Source organism: Candidatus Lokiarchaeum ossiferum (genome assembly GCA_025839675.1).
Lineage (GTDB): Archaea > Asgardarchaeota > Lokiarchaeia > Sigyniarchaeales > Promethearchaeaceae > Lokiarchaeum > Lokiarchaeum ossiferum.
Map to the genome: position 1 here is coordinate 2665432 of CP104013.1, position 16915 is coordinate 2682346.

A 16915-nucleotide genomic window follows, 5' to 3' on the forward strand; every position below is an offset into this window, starting at 1 on the left:
GATAGATCCGAATGATGGAATAAGTAATCCAAAACTCATTTTTTTTTATTTAGATATTGGAATGAATAAACCACGACTTTTTAAAACATTTGACATTGCCATAACCATATATAACTGATTTGAAGATTCTTGATTTTTTAAATGATTAGACTTGAAAAGTGAAAGATATGCTCGATCCAAAAGAAGTGGATTATGAAAAATTAGGTTTTCATGCTGGACTAGAAGTACATCATCAGATAATTTCTCCTGACAACCGAAAACTATTTTGTTTTTGTCCACCAGATTTAGTCAAAAGTAATCGTGCCCCCGATTATCGCTTTGAACGCTATTTTCGCCCAGTATTGGGCGAAATGGGCGATTTTGATCCAGGTATGCTGATAGAATATGAAAAAGGCTACCGATGCATTTATAATGCATGGGAACATAACTGTTGTATTTACGAACAAGATGAAATGCCCCCTCATTGGCCTGACCTCAGTGCAATCAAACAAGGATATAAGTTAGCTCATTGGTTTGATATGTCTGCTTTAGTGGATGAAATTATTTTTGCCCGGAAACAATATTTAGATGGCAGTATTACAACGGGTTTTCAACGCACAACTATTGTGGGTCGAGATGGCTATTTAATGCTGGACGGGAAAAAAATTCGAATTTCTAACATTACGGTGGAAGAGGACAGTGCAAGACGCATTAAAACTGAAAATCAAGGGCGAACTGTCCACTATAGTTTAGATCGTCTCGGTGTGCCTTTAGTCGAAGTAATTACAGATCATCGCGATGTTGATACTCCTAAAGAACTGGAAAAAACGGCCCGTTTAATTGGTTTAACCCTTCGGATAAGTGGAATTGGAAAACGAGGAATTGGAGCCGCTCGACAAGATGTGAACATCAGTATTGCCGGGGGTGATCGGGTGGAATTGAAAGGAGTACAAAACCTGAATTTATTTGGAAAATGGTGCTGCTATGAAGTTTTACGCCAAGACATGTTAATTAAAATAGCTAATACTTTGAAGGAAAGAGGTCTTGTTAAAGAGGCATTAGAACACACTTATACTGATTTGTCCGAAAAATTTAATCACATCCCAACTGATTGTGTTGTAATGGGCATTCGATTGCCCAAATTTGCGGGTATTTACAATGAAGAAATTCAACCAGGAAAAGATTTTGGATTAGATATTTTGGAAAAAGTAACGCTTATCACAGGAGTTCAACTCGATAGAATGTTTCTCTCCCATGAAATTAACAAAGAAGCACTTCGATATAAACGTGAAGGAGCAGATTCGAATTATTTCTTTGAGAGAATAACGAAGGAAAAGGACTCAGAAATAAGAACTGCACTAAATCTTGGGGATGACGATGCCTACTTCTTGGCGGTAGCGTCTCAAAAATGGTGTATCCATGCTATGAAAAAGGTGATTGAACGATCTAAGATAGCCTTAGATGGAGTCCCTCAAGAAACTCGAAGGGCGACTCTTGATGGAAATTCAGAATTCTTACGCGTAATTCATGGAAAGGGAAGATTATATCCAGATACTGATACTCCAATGATTGATATGGATATGGAAGAAATTCATGGTTTAAAAAGCACAATTGGTCGAAAACCGTGGGATATCGAAGCATTTTATAAAGCGAATTATGGGTTTTCTTTCAAGCAAGTAGAGCAACTTATTCGTCATGAAAAATTAGAAATATTTGAAGAAATGGTAAATACGTATCGAATTAATCCAAAACGAGCTTTTACCTTTTTAGAAAGCACACTGATTTCCTTACGGCGCAATAAAGTGGAAATTGATTCCTTAGCCAAAATTGATATGATCAATATCCTCACAGCCGCCCAAGAAGGTCAATTTGACTTTGCTCAAGTTCCGAAAATAACGGAACAAAAAGCCAAGAATCCCCAAAAGACCATTGATGATATTTTGGATGATCTTAAGATCAAGAAAATCTCTGATGAGGAACTAAAAACAGAATTTTCTGAAGCCTTATCTGAATTTGAGAAATTTCAGAAATCTAAAGCCAAGTTAATTCAAGTTGCAGAATCTAAATTGATCCAGTACAAAACCAATCAAATTACGGGAATATTGATGCGGAAAATTAAAGGATCTATTCCCGGTAAAAAGGTTCATGCATTTGTACAAACCCAATTGGAGGCTACAAATTAAGGAGAGAGTATCATGGCAACCGAAACGAAAATAGAAAAAGATCCTACAGGATATCAAGGAAAACTCCGAGAACGTTTGATCAAGGAAAATATTGGAGTTTGGAGTGTAGTTAAAATACAAAAAGGGAACGCAATCTATGAAGGAGTTGTATTACCCCGCAGTGAAAACACTTCAGAAGGATATTTGGTTATTAAAGTCGATACAGGGTATAATATTGGAGTATTCCTTACTGATGACTGCACAATGGAAGAAATTGGTTTTCAAAAAGGAGCCTATAAACTCCCAGAAGTTGAAGTTAAAACCAAACCTAATCTCCCTAATGTTTCATTGTTAGGCACAGGTGGAACCGTCGCCAGCAGACTTGATTACCGTACAGGAGCAGTATTACCAGCCTTCACCCCCGAAGAATTATTCTCCGCTGTTCCGGAATTAATGAATATATGTAATTTAACCCCCAAGAAAATCTATGGAATTCTTTCGGAAAATTTTAAACCAGAGTATTGGATAAAAACAGCACGGGAAATTATGAAGGAATTTGATAGTGGAGCTAACGGTGTAATTATTGGACACGGCACAGATACGATGGCATTTACAGCTTCAGCTCTTTCTTTTATGTTTCAAGATTTAGCAGCACCAATTGTATGTGTCGGGTCCCAAAGAAGTTCAGATCGACCTTCTAGCGATGGACCGTTAAACATTATGGATGCAAGTACAATTGCAGGTCATGCAGATTTAGGAGAAGTGGTTGTATGTATGCACGGTAATTCCAGCGATAGTTACAATTTAATTCATCGCGGAGTTAGAGTCCGTAAAATGCATTCTTCCCGAAGAGATGCTTTTCGCACACTAAGTGATATCCCTCTTGGGATGATCGATGCCAATCAGAATATTAAATTTCTCAAAGATGATGTGAAACCTCGGGGAAATATAGAAGATACTTGGCTCAATGATAAAATGGATGAGCGAGTAGCGATGTTGTATTTCTATCCTGGAATGAACAACGACATTTTGGACTCAGTCATTGATAAAGGCTATCATGGCGTAGTAATTACAGGTACAGGATTAGGACATGTGAGTTCCTACATGTTTCCAGCTCTTGAACGAGCTAAAGAAGCAGAAATTCCCATTTGTATGGTTGTTGAACCCCTATTTGGATCATCAAACCTTCGAGTATATGAAACGGGGCGAGATATGTTAGCCCGTGGAGTGGTGGAAGGAATGAATATGTTGCCCTCCGCAGCTTATGCTAAAATGATCTGGACTTTGGGTCAAACTCGTAATTACGATGAAGTACGCAAAATAATGGGTACAAATCTCCGAGGAGAAATAACCTATCGCGAACCTAATAAAGGTTATCTTTTCATGCAAGGTGTAGAACCAGGCATGGATGATCTTTTAAAGAAATTAGATCCAAATCCCCGTTTTGATGCCTACAGATAAGCGGTTATTTTCTTTTTCATTTTTTTCCTCACGATTATTGATCAAATTGAACTTTTAGCCAAATAATTTAATAGGCAATTTGAACAAATTTCTATCAACAAAAAGTGAAAAAAATGTGGTACAATAGAATTCATCGAAAGGACTATAAATGTAAGCGATGTGGAAAACATGAATCTACATTGAATCAAAACCCAACATGTGCGGGATGTGGAAAATTAATTTGCAATACATGTACAGTGAAAAAATTGTGTATTGATTGTTTTAAAAAACTTGAACCCGAAGTTCATGATTCTTTAATAAAAAAAAGAGTGGCTTTAAGGTTGTTTTACATCATTGCAATCATATTCCCTTTTTATTGGGGATCTTATACAAACGATTTTTATTTTACCGCTACTGGATCTCTATTGCTATTACTATTTTTGTCAAATATTATTGTTCCCAACTTGGTGAAAGGTCCTTTGCGATTATTCGCCCAACAAGCCTACAAAAAAAATAATATTTTAGAGAAACAGATCTATCGGGAAGAAATCATCGCCGAGCAAAAGGAAGTCCTTTCAAATGATGATATCAAGAAATTGGTACGAAAAAATGGACGCCATAAAACAGTAGACATATTAACTGAAAGGGAGATCTCAATAGCTTCCATTAATGGCGAGAGCATGGGTTCATTTGATGCACGCATTCGGGCTAATGAATTAATTGATGAAGCAATAAGTGACAAAAATAGTCAAGTATAGTAACACAAGTTGGCTGTATTTATTTAATAATTCATATTCTAACACCTTAGCAATGAATTTTTTTTTTATGCAGTATCTTCTATTAAATCGGCAACTATGTTTCTTTCTTGGGAAAAAGAATCAACAACGGAAGTAAAGCGCTGAGTGGAGATGATTAAATGATCTACTTTGCTACAAATAGAGTTATAACCATGAAGAGATGAATATTTTTCTTTCTCTTCGATGAGGGATTTTTGAATTGCTTCTAAGCGGGGAGTGAAATCGAAAATAATCCGATTATCCCTTATTATAAAATCCATATAGTTAAGTGATATATATTTGATTTGGAAAATACGGGGAGTGGTAGGAGATTCAAAAGGAAGCCTACTAATGAGATTCTTATCTAACAATTGTTTCAATTTTTGGGACACCGCACCAGAGGAATTTCCAGTAAGATCTTGTAATTTTTTTTGAGTTATATTCTTCCGTAACATGATATAAGCCATAATTTTGCTCAAAATAGGTTTTGAATCAAAAAGAAACTTATTTTCCACAAGATAGGATACAATATCAAATTCGATAGCTTCAATTTCGGGAGGAAAATCAGTGATTTCTTGGGAAATTGGTAATAATCTATCGTTTTCAGGCAAAAATATTGTTTTTCCTTTTATAGCGAAGTTTCTTTGTTGAGCTTGAATATAATTAAGTATGCCATTGAGACGATAAATAAAAAATTGACTTTTCACAGGATAAATATCCATCAAGGAGTGACATTTTTGGATGGTTTGTTTGATATATTTGAATAGATTATTAAGCCGTTCGAGTATATTGGAAAAAGGTTGATAATTAAATGGGATGAACTCACATGATGGAAGTTTATACAAGTGCGTATGGGTGCCAGCAATTAGGTTTTTTTTTATCACTCGCATTTGAACCAGATGAGCTAATCCAGTAGATATGGTACTATATGAATATTTGGTAAGTTTTTTTAATTGTTTTTGAGTTAAACTATCATATATCACGAGATAAGCATATATAACGGATAATTTTAGATTTCTCCCAAGATTATTTGCATAATTTTTATAGAATTGCACTATTTCTTGTTCAATTTCCTTGAATTTTCCTTCATACAAATGTTCATGGAGTTCCATGGGTATTTAATCCTAATTTGTTTAAATTTTGTGTTATATTACAAAGGTAGAAGCATTTTTTAAGGTTTAATAAATTTTACAAAAAAAGTGTTAGAAAAAATCAGGACTCGACAAAAATAGACTCCTGTATGGGATTTTCTTTAAACAAAAGAAAGGAGTTTTTGAGAATTTGTTGATTTTTGCCTTTATTATAATCAGAATCATCAAATTTTCCCGGATGTAAAACTTTCGCATCATAGTAATAATACATTTTTATTTTCCCCAATTATCGAAATTACTGAAACCTATAGAATTATAGGTATTTCAAGTTTAAAAAGGTTTTCATCCCCTTCGAAATTTGAAAATAATAAAAAACAACAGTTGGAAAAAGTGGAAAACATCAAATTATCCTTGTTCTTTGTAATCAGATAAAAGTTCCCCTTTATCTACTTGCCTATAATCAGAAAAGAATGCAAAAAGGAGAGTTATAACCATATATGACCCTGCCAATATGATAAATAAAATATTTATCCCTATTAATTCAGCGAGGGGGCCAGCGATCAGACTTGATATGGGCATGATTGAAAAAGATAAAGCCATATCCATTGCATTCACTCTTCCTTGCTTATCTAGAGGTACTTTTTCTTGCAAAATTGTCATATACAGGCTATTTAGTATGGGTATTCCAAAGGCAAGGATAAACAAACCGACTCCAATTATTACAAAATTACTTTTAGATGCTAAACCAGTTATTAAATATCCCGTTCCAACAAGAAATTGAGCCACTATCATAATGATGCTTTTATGTTTCCAATTTTTTTTTATAGCGATAAAGATTGCTCCACATATCATTGCAATTTGAGAAACCGCAGATAAATAAGACAATATCTTAGCGTCACCTCCATGATAAATACTTATGAAGTATGGTCGAAGTACTCCTGAGGGACTAAGAAGAAAATTGCCAATTATAGCCATCATGAAAAAGGCAAACATGCCCCGAATTTGCATGATAATGTGATAGCCTTCCTTCATTTCGTGAATAAATGAAGTTTCTTCATCTTTCAATTTTGAAGATCCTAAAATTGAAGGAATCGTAATAAGAAGCGTTGGAATAACTGCAATTAAAAAAGATCCGACGTCAATCCATAATATAAACTTGATATCCATAAATCCAATTAATATTCCAGAAACTATGGGTCCAATTGTAAAAATCGCTGATGATGCAATCATATTAATAGAATTCATTCGAGAAAGTTTTTCTTTTGGAATCATAACAGGAATAATAGCTGCTACTGTGGGTCTATGAATCGATTGAAAAACACTACGAATAATTATAATTCCAAGTACAACCCAAACGCTTTGTAAATTGAACACGAATAAAAAGAAAAGAATGAGGGTGGCCAACGCTTGACAAAAATCAGTAAATACAATTATTTTTTTTCGATCTAGACGATCAATCCACACTCCAGCAAAAAAAGTTACAAATATTCTCGGCAGAATTGAAAGAAATGCAGTAATTGATAAAATTGTTGCACTTTGTGATTCAATTGTAATCCAATAAATGAGAGCAAATTCCACTATCGATGATCCAAGAAGAGAACCCAATTGACCTAACCAAAATAGCAGATAATGGTGGAAGGTATCTTTTGTCGCTGTAATTTGGTTCACAGATGCCATATCTTAACTAATTCAACTTAATTAAAAAATGGCACTTTATTCCATTAATTCTAAAAAAAATGAATTTTTCGATATGAGTTTGGCAAAACACATAAAAAGATGGAATTTATTGAATGATATGACATTTTATGAAAAATATATCATGGCAAAAGCAATCTTTATTTCTTGTTCTTACAATTTTTCTAATGATTGTTTCTTCAATTCAATTCCCTATGTTTGAAAATGCTGCAAGTCAAGAACTCAATCAAATTCAACATTCACGAATTGAAATTCCTTGTTCACAAGATGAAGATAGTCCTTATGTTGAAGAAAAACTATCTAATTTATCAATTTACTTTCAAATTCTGGAATCAGAATCAAAAATAACAGGACACTTAAATTTGAGTTATTTCAATGCAGATCCAATTGCATTTTCTCAAATTCCCTTTCACCTATACTTATCTGGAATGGAATATATTTCACGAAAAGGTAAAATGGAGATTTTAGGAGTTCGATTACTTGAATCCCCATTAACATCTTTACCATACCAAGTTCATGAGGACCAACAGTTAATGTGGGTAAATCTAAGCTCTGATTTGCAACCGAATGAACGAATCAAAATACAGATTAACTTTACATGCACATTACCCGACGGTGGGATTGATCGAGCCAATGAACATGGAAAAGATGCTGATAGTTCCCGAATATTCAAGGCATCTCATTGTTATCCAATTCCTTGTGTCTATGATCAATGGGACGGATGGAATACAGATCCTTATCTTCCCACAGGAGATCCCTTTTATTCTGACATGGCTTTCTATGATATATTTGTAGAAGCACCAGCAGGAATGATCATTGCATCAACAGGAGAATTATTTAGTAAAAAATCAGTAAATGGCAGTATTCTTCATCATTACAATTCAGCATTCCCCGTAAGGGAAATTACCTTTGCAGCGTCACGATATTTTCAAACTGAAACTGAAAACGTCAACGGAGTCAATTTAACAACCTATTTTCTCCCAAAATCCACAATTTTATGGAAAACGAATGCTCTTCGATTTGCAAAACAAGCATTAACATTATTTAATGCAAGTTTTGGGACCTACCCTTACCCTACCTTAAATATTGTTCAAGAATATACCAACTATGGAGGTATGGAATACCCCTGTCAAGTGTATATTTCGCAAGCTTATGATGATATGGAAAATGCAATTTATCGAATTGAGAAAACGATTGTCCACGAAACAGGGCATCAATGGTTTTATCAACTCATTGGAGTTGATGAAGTGGATTGGGGATTTTTAGATGAAGGATTAGTATGTTGGGCAACGGATTTTCACTATATCGACAAATATTATCCAGAATCCTATAGTTTTTCTGGAATTGAAATTCTCAATCGTGTAAGAAATTATGCGATCAACACAGAATTTAAACCCAACACCATCAATTTATCTGTATACGAATGTGAAGAACAAAATGTGGATTACTGGTACGTAGCCTATGGAAAAGCACCAGTTATATTTGAGAAATTATCTCTCACTTTAGGACCTGCAATATTTTTACAAGGAATTCAATTGTTCTTCACCCAATTTCAGTTCCAAATTGCGATGTTAAGCGATCTTCAAGCAGCAATGGAGCAAGTTTCGGGAGAAAATTTAGATTGGTTTTTCCTTCCTTGGTTTGATAATCCCCAAATTCCAAAATATGCCGCAACCGATGTAAGATATGATAAAAACACTCAATCGGTATCATTCACCATTATAGATTCAAATGAGAATTATAATCCATATAAGTTTTCTCAGCAGTTACCAATCAAAATTTTGAAACGAGATAATATTATTTATGAAGGTTTAAAATGGATTAATGGAACCACAACACTCAATATTTCAGTAGAAGAAGCCCCTTCAAAACTTAAAATAGTATTTTCACAAGATATCCTCCACCAATTTGATCTTGAAGAAGAAAATTGGCAGGAATATACAATCAAAGGAGGATCCATCCCGGGATTTGACAGTGTTCTATTGATCGGATGTTCAATCTTAGCAATCGGTTTCCACATCTTTAATACCCGAAAAAGAGCGCAATAATTTTTTTTGTTATATTCTTCCATTTCTCGAAACCCTAAAAAAAACTCATGCGTTAGATTACATACCATGAATTTTCCGAAACAACAAGTCATTCGATGGATAAATGAACAAAAAGAAGATATACTGGAAATATACAAATCTATTTTACGAATTCCCGCCTTGGCTCCAAAAAATGGAGGAGATGGAGAGTGGGATAAAGCACAGAAAATAATAGAGATCATTACATCTTGGGGATGGAAGGATTGGTTGGAAGTCGTAGAAGTTCCAGATCCAAAGGCAAAAAATCAATCACGGCCGAATATCATAATAACTTACAACCCAGAAAATCTTTCAACTCCCGCAATTGTAAGTGTAGCCCATATGGATATCGTTCCTGTGGGTGATTTGAGCGAATGGGATCATGATCCATTTGACCCCATTGTAAAAGATGGAAAGCTTTTTGGTCGAGGCACTGAAGACAATGGTCAAGGACTAATCTGCTCTCTCTACGGTTTGAAGTGCATTGTAGATCTAAAATTAACTATCGCAAATCCAATTAAAGTAGTAATCGTAGCGGATGAAGAATTAGGAAGCACTTATGGAATCCGCCCCCTAGTTGAACAAAACCGATTTTCACCAGAAGATATCGTGGTAGTACCCGATGCGGGAGTGAAGTCTGGATTAGAAATTGAAGTAGCAGAGAAAAAACCATTTCAAGTTCACATTATTACGGAAGGTCATCAAGGCCACGCGGCTCGACCGAACGATGCACTCAACACACAACCTGTAGCAAACGATCTTGCAAGCAAACTTTTTGAAGAGCTCCATACGCGATTTACTGAATCGGATCCCTTATTTTATCCTCCAGTATCAACATTTGAACCCACGAAGCGAGTTAACAACGTTGAAAATACGAATACCTTACCTGGACGCGATGAACAATGGTGGGATTGTCGTTTACTTCCCAATGCACCTGTAGAAGAAATCAAAAAAGTTTTCCAAACTACCGCGGCAGAAATTGAAAAGAAATGGAACGCTAAAATTACAGTAAATATTAGAACGCGGGATATTAAAATTCCTACTATAAACGCAGACACACCTGTAGTTCGACGTTTGCAAAAGGCAATTGGAACAATGATTGAAGGAGAAACTACGCTAGTAGGAATTGGAGGAGGGACATGTGCTGCTTTCTTCCGAATGGCAGGCATAAAAGCCATCGTTTGGGGGCATATGGATCATAAAGCCCATGAAACAAATGAGTACTGTGTTGTTGAAAATCTCTATACCGATATTGCAATCTTCACGGCATTTTTCACAGCATGAATTTCATGTGAAAACATAAATTTCTAAACCAATTTTTTTTTTCTTTACATACATATGAAAAAACTTGTTATCATCGATTGTTATGAAAAGATCATCACCCCTCATCGGGACAAAGGCTTTCAAAACGCTTTTAACAACCTTGATAATCTAAATTGGGAATATATTAGATATGAAGAATTGATAAATCCTTCCAAATATACTCTTGCACTGGAATCGGATGGAATAATTATATCTGGTTCTCAATTGAATATCCCAGATCCTTCTACACAAGAAAAAATGTCTCTTCTCATAAAACTTGTCAAGGAATATTCCAAACCCATCTTAGGTATTTGTTTTGGGCTTCAACTCATCGGGTATATCTTTGGTTTTATAATCCAAAAGATGGAAAACCCCGAAGCTGAATGGGATAAGGAAATAACTTTGACATGTCAACCTCCTTTTGCTTTATTAGATGATCAAACTATTGAAGTTGATGTACATCATGCCTATGAAATCCAATATATTCCAGAATTAGAAGAAATTTTCACTTGCCACGCATCAACCGAAGCATGTAAAGTAGAAGTGATAACACATAGATCTCGCCCTATATATGGTGTGCAATTTCACCCAGAAACCTATAAATCGGAAAAAATTGTTGAAAGTGGAAAAGAATTATTACGGAAATTTGTTGCTTTACTATGATTTCCTAAATAAGTCAACTGAAATTTATATCAAGGTTAAAATCTAAGGATTACAGAAATTTGGACACATAAGGGCCATCTATTTCATATCCTTGTTTGTAGAAATATGGGCGGACTCCGATGCCAGCGATAACAAAGATTTTCTTACATCCATAAACCCGTGCAATTTTTTCTGCTTCTTCCATTAGTCGTTTCCCATAGCCACGATGTTGGATTTGTCCAATTTTAGGATCAGAATTATGACCAACTAATTCCCCAACAACCCGAATTTCACGAACTATTGCTGATTTTTCAGAAATGATCTCCATACGATGAGCTTGAGGAGAAGGAATTCGTAACCGAAGATAACCAATAAGCATGTTTTCTTCAAGATCTTCGAAAGACAGAAAATGTTCTTCTCCTTCTGAGGCTTCATAAGGAAAATCATAAAATTTAACATTAGTCATATTGACTGCTTCTTGAGTAGCATTTCGTTTATGAGCATAAAATCCTTCTTCTCGACAACGAATACAATTACACTTCTTTCCTTCGATTTTCATCTTTGTATGAACAATTTGCCTAAGGTTACTATTTTTTACACCGTCCACAATTAAATTGACTGGAATATCTCGCTGAATCCGTTGAATTCGCACATATCGGGGTAATTCAGATTTGATTTGGGCAATGACTTCTACAATTTTTTCTTGAGAGTAAGGATGATATTCTCCTGCTTTATACAATTTATAGAGTTGTGTGCCTTCAATCACCAAACAAGGATATATTTTGAGCATGTCGGGTCGGAAATTTGGATTATCAAATAATTCGCGAAAGATTTCAACATCAGTTTCAGGAGAAGAAAGCGGAAGATTCGGCATCATATGGGCATTCACTTTGAGTCCAGCATCTTTGCAAACTTGAATCGCCTTTATGTTGTCAGCAACAGAATGATTACGATGGACATAGGTAAGAATATCATCCCGAGTCGTTTGGATACCAATTTCTATTCGAGTAGCACCCAATTCGAGAATTCGATCAACATGTTCTTCTAAGGCATAATCAGGACGAGTTTCAAATGTAACTCCAATTAATCGGGTTTGAGATGACTCCAATCGCTTCTTTGCAGTCACTAAATCGGGAGAGCGGATATTAGAATTATAATCCGGCTCTCGAAAGTTCAAGATCGCATCATAACAGCCTTGGATAAATTCATTTTGATAAGATTGTGGGAAGTAAAGGAATGTTCCTCCCATTACAATTAATTCAATTTTATCTACTTCATGTCCAATAGCGGCCAGATCTATTAATCGATGTAGAGTTTGTTCATATCCATCATAATGATACATTGCTGATCGCATGGCCGCAGGTTCTCGTCCAGTATAACTTTGAGCTACTTTTTCACCAGGCTGAGAATCAGGTCCTGGACAAAAGATACATTCACCCGGACAACTTTTTGACCCTTCGGGAGTGGGTGCAGTCATCACTGCGACAATGGTGACACCTGAGAGAGTGCGAGTTAAACGTCGTCGTAAAAGAAAAGAAATTTCTTTTAATTCTTCTTCAGTAGCATAAGACGCAATGATTGAATCTTTGATAACATTCACAAATCCATATTGTTTCCCAATACGCCCTTTAATCGCGGTCAACTGCTTTTTTTTCATTGTAGGATTGGCAAGAATGTACTCAATAATTGCCCGAGCAGTTTTTTGAGTTATTTCTTCGGAGTTGGGATTAATACCTTTATGGACCATGAATAGACCTTCGTTTTTAATAAATGGAAAAAAATGGAGTTAAGCATCCAGCGGCCGTTTCTTACCACCGAATATTGCAATTTCAAATACTTTAAAGAAAATATCAACGTCTATAAACCCTAAATCGCGTAACCAATCGGTTTGTCGTTCTGCTGTGGCGAGAATATTAGATTGCTTAAGAGCTCGAAAGAAGTATTTATTGGCAATTTCTTCCCGCTTTACATCAGGATTCGATTTTTTATGATAAGCAAAGAGGCTATCCACATAATTTTCAGCATTAAGCTTATCTCCTAAGGGAGAAGGGGATTTGACCCGTTCTAGATTGAGGAAAAATCCACCTGGGGAGAGAAGATCATAAATTTCCGCATAAATTTGACGTTTTCGATTATGGGTTAAATGATGGATCGCCAAACCCGATACAACAACATCGTAAGGACCATGTGCTTTCAGGTCAATATTCCAAGATTCTGAAGACATATCTGCGGTATGATAATACACTTCCGTTGCGATTTTTTCTTCTACAACTTTTTCACGTGCCGTATTCACCATTACATCAGACATATCCGATAGGGTGAGCCTTGCTGTAGGATAATTATGCAGAACAGCTCTTCCTAAAATTCCATCACCACAACCAATATCCAGAATATTTGAAACTTTCTCGGTTCCAAACTGAATGATTTTTAAGAGCAATCGGATTTCTTCTTGAGCTAAGGGAATAGCAGCGCGAGTGCCTTGAAGATAATCTTTAGCAACGGAATCATCTTCCCATACATTTAAATTAGTGTTTTTAGACATTTTTCTTCACATTTTTTATATTTTGAAAGGTTTTCCACTGAAATCACGATGGAATTTTCCAAAATCTGTGGTTTTTCGCAAAACTTCGTTTGTGAAGATAGGTCCATCAAAACAAACAAGTAATCCAGTGGGTTCCAATGCGCACAATCCGCACATCCCAAATCCACAACGCATCATTCGTTCTAAACTCGCTTGAACTTCAACATTATATTTTTCACAAATCTCGAAGACTTTTTTCAGCATGATTTCTGGTCCACAAGAATAAACTGTGATGGGTGAAGTTTCATTTCGAGCTTTTTGAGCTTCAATTTCTTGTTGTAAAAGCATATCCAATTTTTCAGTGGTAAAGCCCTTAAATCCACAGCTTCCATCATCGGTACAAAATTCCATAGCGGTCTCATCTGCATAGATATCTGCGATTTCATTCATAAATAATAAATCGGATTCAGTTTTAGCACCTTCAATACAAATTACTTGATCCAGTTCAAATTGGGTAGGATTTTTTTGTTCTTTTACCAATTGATCAATCAAGGGAAGCACTGATGCCATACCAATCCCGCCCCCAACTATGATGGCAGTCCCATCCTTAGGTTCATACCAGTTTCCATAGGGACCTCGAATCCCGATTTGATCGCCAACTTCCAATTTATGTAACGCTTCAGTGGCATCTCCAACAGCGGCAACAGTAATCGCCATCCGATTTTCCCATCCAATATGAGATATAGACATCGGAATTTCATCAATACCTGGAATCCACACCATAACAAATTGACCCGGTTTCATTTCAATGGGTTCATCAATAGGGTTATAATCCACGATGAAAGTTTTCACGTTCTTATTTTCTTGTTTAATTTCGATGATTGAGGTTAAAAAAGGTTTATTTAACCGGAAATCGATATTGGGTTTTACTGGCATTCTTTCGGTTTCGCCTCCAATTGATCCTTAAAGGTGTGGGCTTTTCCACGTAATTCTTGTAAATTATTAATCTGATTTTCTTCTAGAAAGTTTTCCAAACCAGAGGTAATACTATTAATGATATCTGAGCCTTCAGCAAATGCTGAACCTATTTGAACAGCAGTAGCACCTGCATAGACATATTCAAGGACATCTTTCCATGTATACACACCACCACATCCGATGATCGGAATTTTAATATGAGGAAAAATCTCGTACACCACCCGTACACCAATGGGACGAACTGCTTTTCCAGATAAGCCCCCAACGCCATGAGAAAGAAGAGGTCGTCCAGTTTTATAGTCCAAAGCTAAAGCCCGAACAGTATTAATTACAACAATTGCATCGGCACCAGCTTCTTCAGCAGCTTTAGCAATAGGGACAATATCAGCAATATTTGGGGTTAGTTTTGCAAACACAGGAATATTTACAGCTTCTTTGACAGTTCGAGTAAATTCTTTGGTTAATTTTACAGATAACGAAATGGATGCAACCTCAGCATGAGGGCATGAAATGTTGATCTCAATGGCATCACACCCTGCTTGTTCCGCCTTTTTTGCAATTTCTGCAAATCCTTCAGGTCCATCCCCAAAAACACTAACAATTAAGGGTGAAGAAACAGTATGTTTTATTTCTTGAATTTCTGGAATGAAGGCTTCAATCCCAGGATTAGCCAATCCAACGGAATTTAGATAGGTTCCATCATCAATCTCTATAATACTGGGATTACTGTATCCAATTCGAGGACGTGGCCCTACAGTTTTTGTAGTCATGCCTCCAATTCCCGCCTTGGATAAGCGAATCATCGAAGAAGGCGCAACTCCAAGTATACCTGAGGCAAGAATGGTAGGATTCGGAAATTTTATTCCCGCAATTTCAAACTCTAACTTTTTTGACATTTTATTCCTTGTTCCCTTGCTATTTCTCATCTTCAATAAGTTTTAATGAGCAAAAAAATTTTGTATTTCAATAATCCAAATCTACGGTTATAAAAAGCAAAAAAATTTTGAATCTCAAAAATCCATATCAGTAATAGGAAGATTTTATTGTTCAAGATACCTTGTACTGCAATCCAGAGGAAACCATTTTATTATCTTTTTTATAATGATTAGTGACATTATACTTATTATAAAGAAATTCGAATATCCAGGAATGTTCTTAGATTCCTTATTTTGGAACTTGAGAATTTCCATCCCATCCTCTGCGTCAGCAACATATATAATATTCGATTCTACAAACATATCCATTGCTCTACCTCCATCATTGAAGCGACAGATTTCATAAGGATTAAGTGGGTCTGAAATATCGCATGCAAAAATACCTCCATCAAAATTAGTAATAAAAGCAATATTATCTTGAAACTCTATATCAATTAATCTTCCATTGAACTGAAGTTCATTCAGGACGCTAATATTCAAGAGATCAGAAATATCCAACGTTAATAATTTTCCATCACGCGTAACCATATACCCAAAATTGTAATGTTTCTTTATACATTTCATATCATAAGATAAATTTCCCATACATTGTATATTTGATATATTAGTAGCATCAAAGATAAAAGTGGAATCCCCACCAGAAATAAATAAGTAATCATCAATGAAGTCAATTGGTTGTAAATTTTTTGTTGATGGATATGAGCCAACTTTATCCAAACTCCCATTAGAATTAATATTGAATACTTTTAGTCCATCAAACCAGTCAGTTGCATAAAGATAGTTTTCTTTGATAGTTATATCATTAAAAGTTCCCCGTATAGTAGATATTTTTACTGGGTTGGTTGAATCACTAATATTGATGACTTCTAATCCTCCCTTATTATCGGCAATAAATGCCAAATTTTCATTTATAAGAATTTGATGGGATAAGCCATCATCGTAAAAATTGCTCAGTTTCTGAATATTTTGTGGATTTGATACATTTAGGATTAATAGTCCGGAGTCTCCTTGTGGATCAAAACCCATATCAGTCAAATAGGCGATTTTATCCTTAACTTGGACATCTCTCGCAAATAATGTAGGGTATTGACCTAATTCGACCAATTCATACACCTCAGGAGTTGGAGATGCAGAGGAAAAACTTCCACTATTAATTACGGAAAAACTAATTAAGATTGAAATCCACGCACAAAATTTCAATATCTTTTTTTGTTGCATAAATCATTCATTCAGATATTTCATTAAAAGATTTCATAAATATTTCATTAAAAAGTTCATCAATATTGGTTATTACTAAGGAAAATTGGGTTTGAATCTACTTGAAAGTG

At 35.4% G+C, this 16915-nt stretch carries 13 protein-coding genes; 6 read left to right on the plus strand and 7 right to left on the minus strand.

All coding sequences use genetic code 11. The annotated features are described in order from the left end of the window. Positions 1–167: 167 nt before the first annotated feature. From gatE to NEF87_RS11180, 3 genes are all read left to right on the plus strand, one after another. On the plus strand, positions 168–2162 hold the full coding sequence (gene gatE / locus NEF87_RS11170) for a Glu-tRNA(Gln) amidotransferase subunit GatE (protein ID WP_457919870.1): 1995 nt from the start codon (positions 168–170) through the stop codon (positions 2160–2162). A gap of 12 nt (positions 2163–2174) precedes the next feature. Continuing rightward, positions 2175–3602 carry a Glu-tRNA(Gln) amidotransferase subunit GatD gene (gene gatD, locus NEF87_RS11175; protein WP_457919871.1) on the plus strand — a complete coding sequence of 476 codons (1428 nt, stop codon included), beginning with the start codon at positions 2175–2177 and terminating at the stop codon, positions 3600–3602. A gap of 113 nt (positions 3603–3715) precedes the next feature. Beyond that, the gene (locus tag NEF87_RS11180; RefSeq protein ID WP_457919872.1) at positions 3716–4339 is read left to right on the plus strand and encodes a hypothetical protein; all 624 of its coding nucleotides are present in this window, start codon (positions 3716–3718) and stop codon (positions 4337–4339) included. Between the two features lie 65 nt (positions 4340–4404). Here the strand turns inward: NEF87_RS11180 and NEF87_RS11185 are convergent, their stop codons facing one another. Then, complete coding sequence (locus tag NEF87_RS11185) at positions 4405–5469, minus strand: hypothetical protein (RefSeq protein ID WP_457919873.1); 1065 nt, start codon at positions 5467–5469, stop codon at positions 4405–4407. 384 nt (positions 5470–5853) lie between these two features. Beyond that, on the minus strand, positions 5854–7125 hold the full coding sequence (locus tag NEF87_RS11190) for an MFS transporter (RefSeq protein ID WP_457919874.1): 1272 nt from the start codon (positions 7123–7125) through the stop codon (positions 5854–5856). Positions 7126–7310: 185 nt separating this feature from the next. On the opposite strand from NEF87_RS11190, the gene NEF87_RS11195 reads away from it, so the two are divergent. From NEF87_RS11195 to NEF87_RS11205, 3 genes are all read left to right on the plus strand, one after another. After that, positions 7311–9191: a M1 family metallopeptidase gene (locus tag NEF87_RS11195; protein ID WP_457919875.1), complete on the plus strand. Its 1881-nt coding sequence runs from the start codon at positions 7311–7313 to the stop codon at positions 9189–9191. A 66-nt stretch (positions 9192–9257) separates the two neighbouring features. Continuing rightward, the gene (locus tag NEF87_RS11200; RefSeq protein ID WP_457919876.1) at positions 9258–10493 is read left to right on the plus strand and encodes a M20 family metallo-hydrolase; all 1236 of its coding nucleotides are present in this window, start codon (positions 9258–9260) and stop codon (positions 10491–10493) included. 54 nt (positions 10494–10547) lie between these two features. After that, positions 10548–11174: a glutamine amidotransferase-related protein gene (locus tag NEF87_RS11205; RefSeq protein ID WP_457919877.1), complete on the plus strand. Its 627-nt coding sequence runs from the start codon at positions 10548–10550 to the stop codon at positions 11172–11174. 49 nt (positions 11175–11223) lie between these two features. Here the strand turns inward: NEF87_RS11205 and NEF87_RS11210 are convergent, their stop codons facing one another. The 5 genes from NEF87_RS11210 to NEF87_RS11230 form a co-directional block, all read right to left on the minus strand. Continuing rightward, complete coding sequence (locus NEF87_RS11210) at positions 11224–12900, minus strand: tRNA uridine(34) 5-carboxymethylaminomethyl modification radical SAM/GNAT enzyme Elp3 (RefSeq protein ID WP_457919878.1); 1677 nt, start codon at positions 12898–12900, stop codon at positions 11224–11226. Positions 12901–12939: 39 nt separating this feature from the next. Beyond that, positions 12940–13695: a class I SAM-dependent methyltransferase gene (locus NEF87_RS11215; RefSeq protein WP_457919879.1), complete on the minus strand. Its 756-nt coding sequence runs from the start codon at positions 13693–13695 to the stop codon at positions 12940–12942. Positions 13696–13710: 15 nt separating this feature from the next. Continuing rightward, positions 13711–14610 carry a dihydroorotate dehydrogenase electron transfer subunit gene (locus NEF87_RS11220; RefSeq protein ID WP_371806642.1) on the minus strand — a complete coding sequence of 300 codons (900 nt, stop codon included), beginning with the start codon at positions 14608–14610 and terminating at the stop codon, positions 13711–13713. Beyond that, positions 14601–15548 carry a dihydroorotate dehydrogenase gene (locus NEF87_RS11225; RefSeq protein ID WP_371806643.1) on the minus strand — a complete coding sequence of 316 codons (948 nt, stop codon included), beginning with the start codon at positions 15546–15548 and terminating at the stop codon, positions 14601–14603. Before NEF87_RS11225 ends, NEF87_RS11220 begins: the two co-directional genes overlap by 10 nt. 144 nt (positions 15549–15692) lie before the next feature. Beyond that, a complete protein-coding gene (locus tag NEF87_RS11230) occupies positions 15693–16805 on the minus strand; it encodes an LVIVD repeat-containing protein (RefSeq protein WP_457919880.1) in 1113 nt (370 codons plus the stop codon). Positions 16806–16915: the final 110 nt, after the last annotated feature.

Bases quoted from the DNA above. Each gene is read 5' to 3' on its own strand.
- gatE (WP_457919870.1), top strand. From the start codon at position 168: ATGCTCGATCCAAAAGAAGTGGATTATGAAAAATTAGGTTTTCATGCT.
- gatD (WP_457919871.1), top strand. From the start codon at position 2,175: ATGGCAACCGAAACGAAAATAGAAAAAGATCCTACAGGATATCAAGGA.
- NEF87_RS11180 (WP_457919872.1), top strand. From the start codon at position 3,716: ATGTGGTACAATAGAATTCATCGAAAGGACTATAAATGTAAGCGATGT.
- NEF87_RS11185 (WP_457919873.1), bottom strand. From the start codon at position 5,469: ATGGAACTCCATGAACATTTGTATGAAGGAAAATTCAAGGAAATTGAA.
- NEF87_RS11190 (WP_457919874.1), bottom strand. From the start codon at position 7,125: ATGGCATCTGTGAACCAAATTACAGCGACAAAAGATACCTTCCACCAT.
- NEF87_RS11195 (WP_457919875.1), top strand. From the start codon at position 7,311: ATGATTGTTTCTTCAATTCAATTCCCTATGTTTGAAAATGCTGCAAGT.
- NEF87_RS11200 (WP_457919876.1), top strand. From the start codon at position 9,258: ATGAATTTTCCGAAACAACAAGTCATTCGATGGATAAATGAACAAAAA.
- NEF87_RS11205 (WP_457919877.1), top strand. From the start codon at position 10,548: ATGAAAAAACTTGTTATCATCGATTGTTATGAAAAGATCATCACCCCT.
- NEF87_RS11210 (WP_457919878.1), bottom strand. From the start codon at position 12,900: ATGGTCCATAAAGGTATTAATCCCAACTCCGAAGAAATAACTCAAAAA.
- NEF87_RS11215 (WP_457919879.1), bottom strand. From the start codon at position 13,695: ATGTCTAAAAACACTAATTTAAATGTATGGGAAGATGATTCCGTTGCT.
- NEF87_RS11220 (WP_371806642.1), bottom strand. From the start codon at position 14,610: ATGCCAGTAAAACCCAATATCGATTTCCGGTTAAATAAACCTTTTTTA.
- NEF87_RS11225 (WP_371806643.1), bottom strand. From the start codon at position 15,548: ATGTCAAAAAAGTTAGAGTTTGAAATTGCGGGAATAAAATTTCCGAAT.
- NEF87_RS11230 (WP_457919880.1), bottom strand. From the start codon at position 16,805: ATGCAACAAAAAAAGATATTGAAATTTTGTGCGTGGATTTCAATCTTA.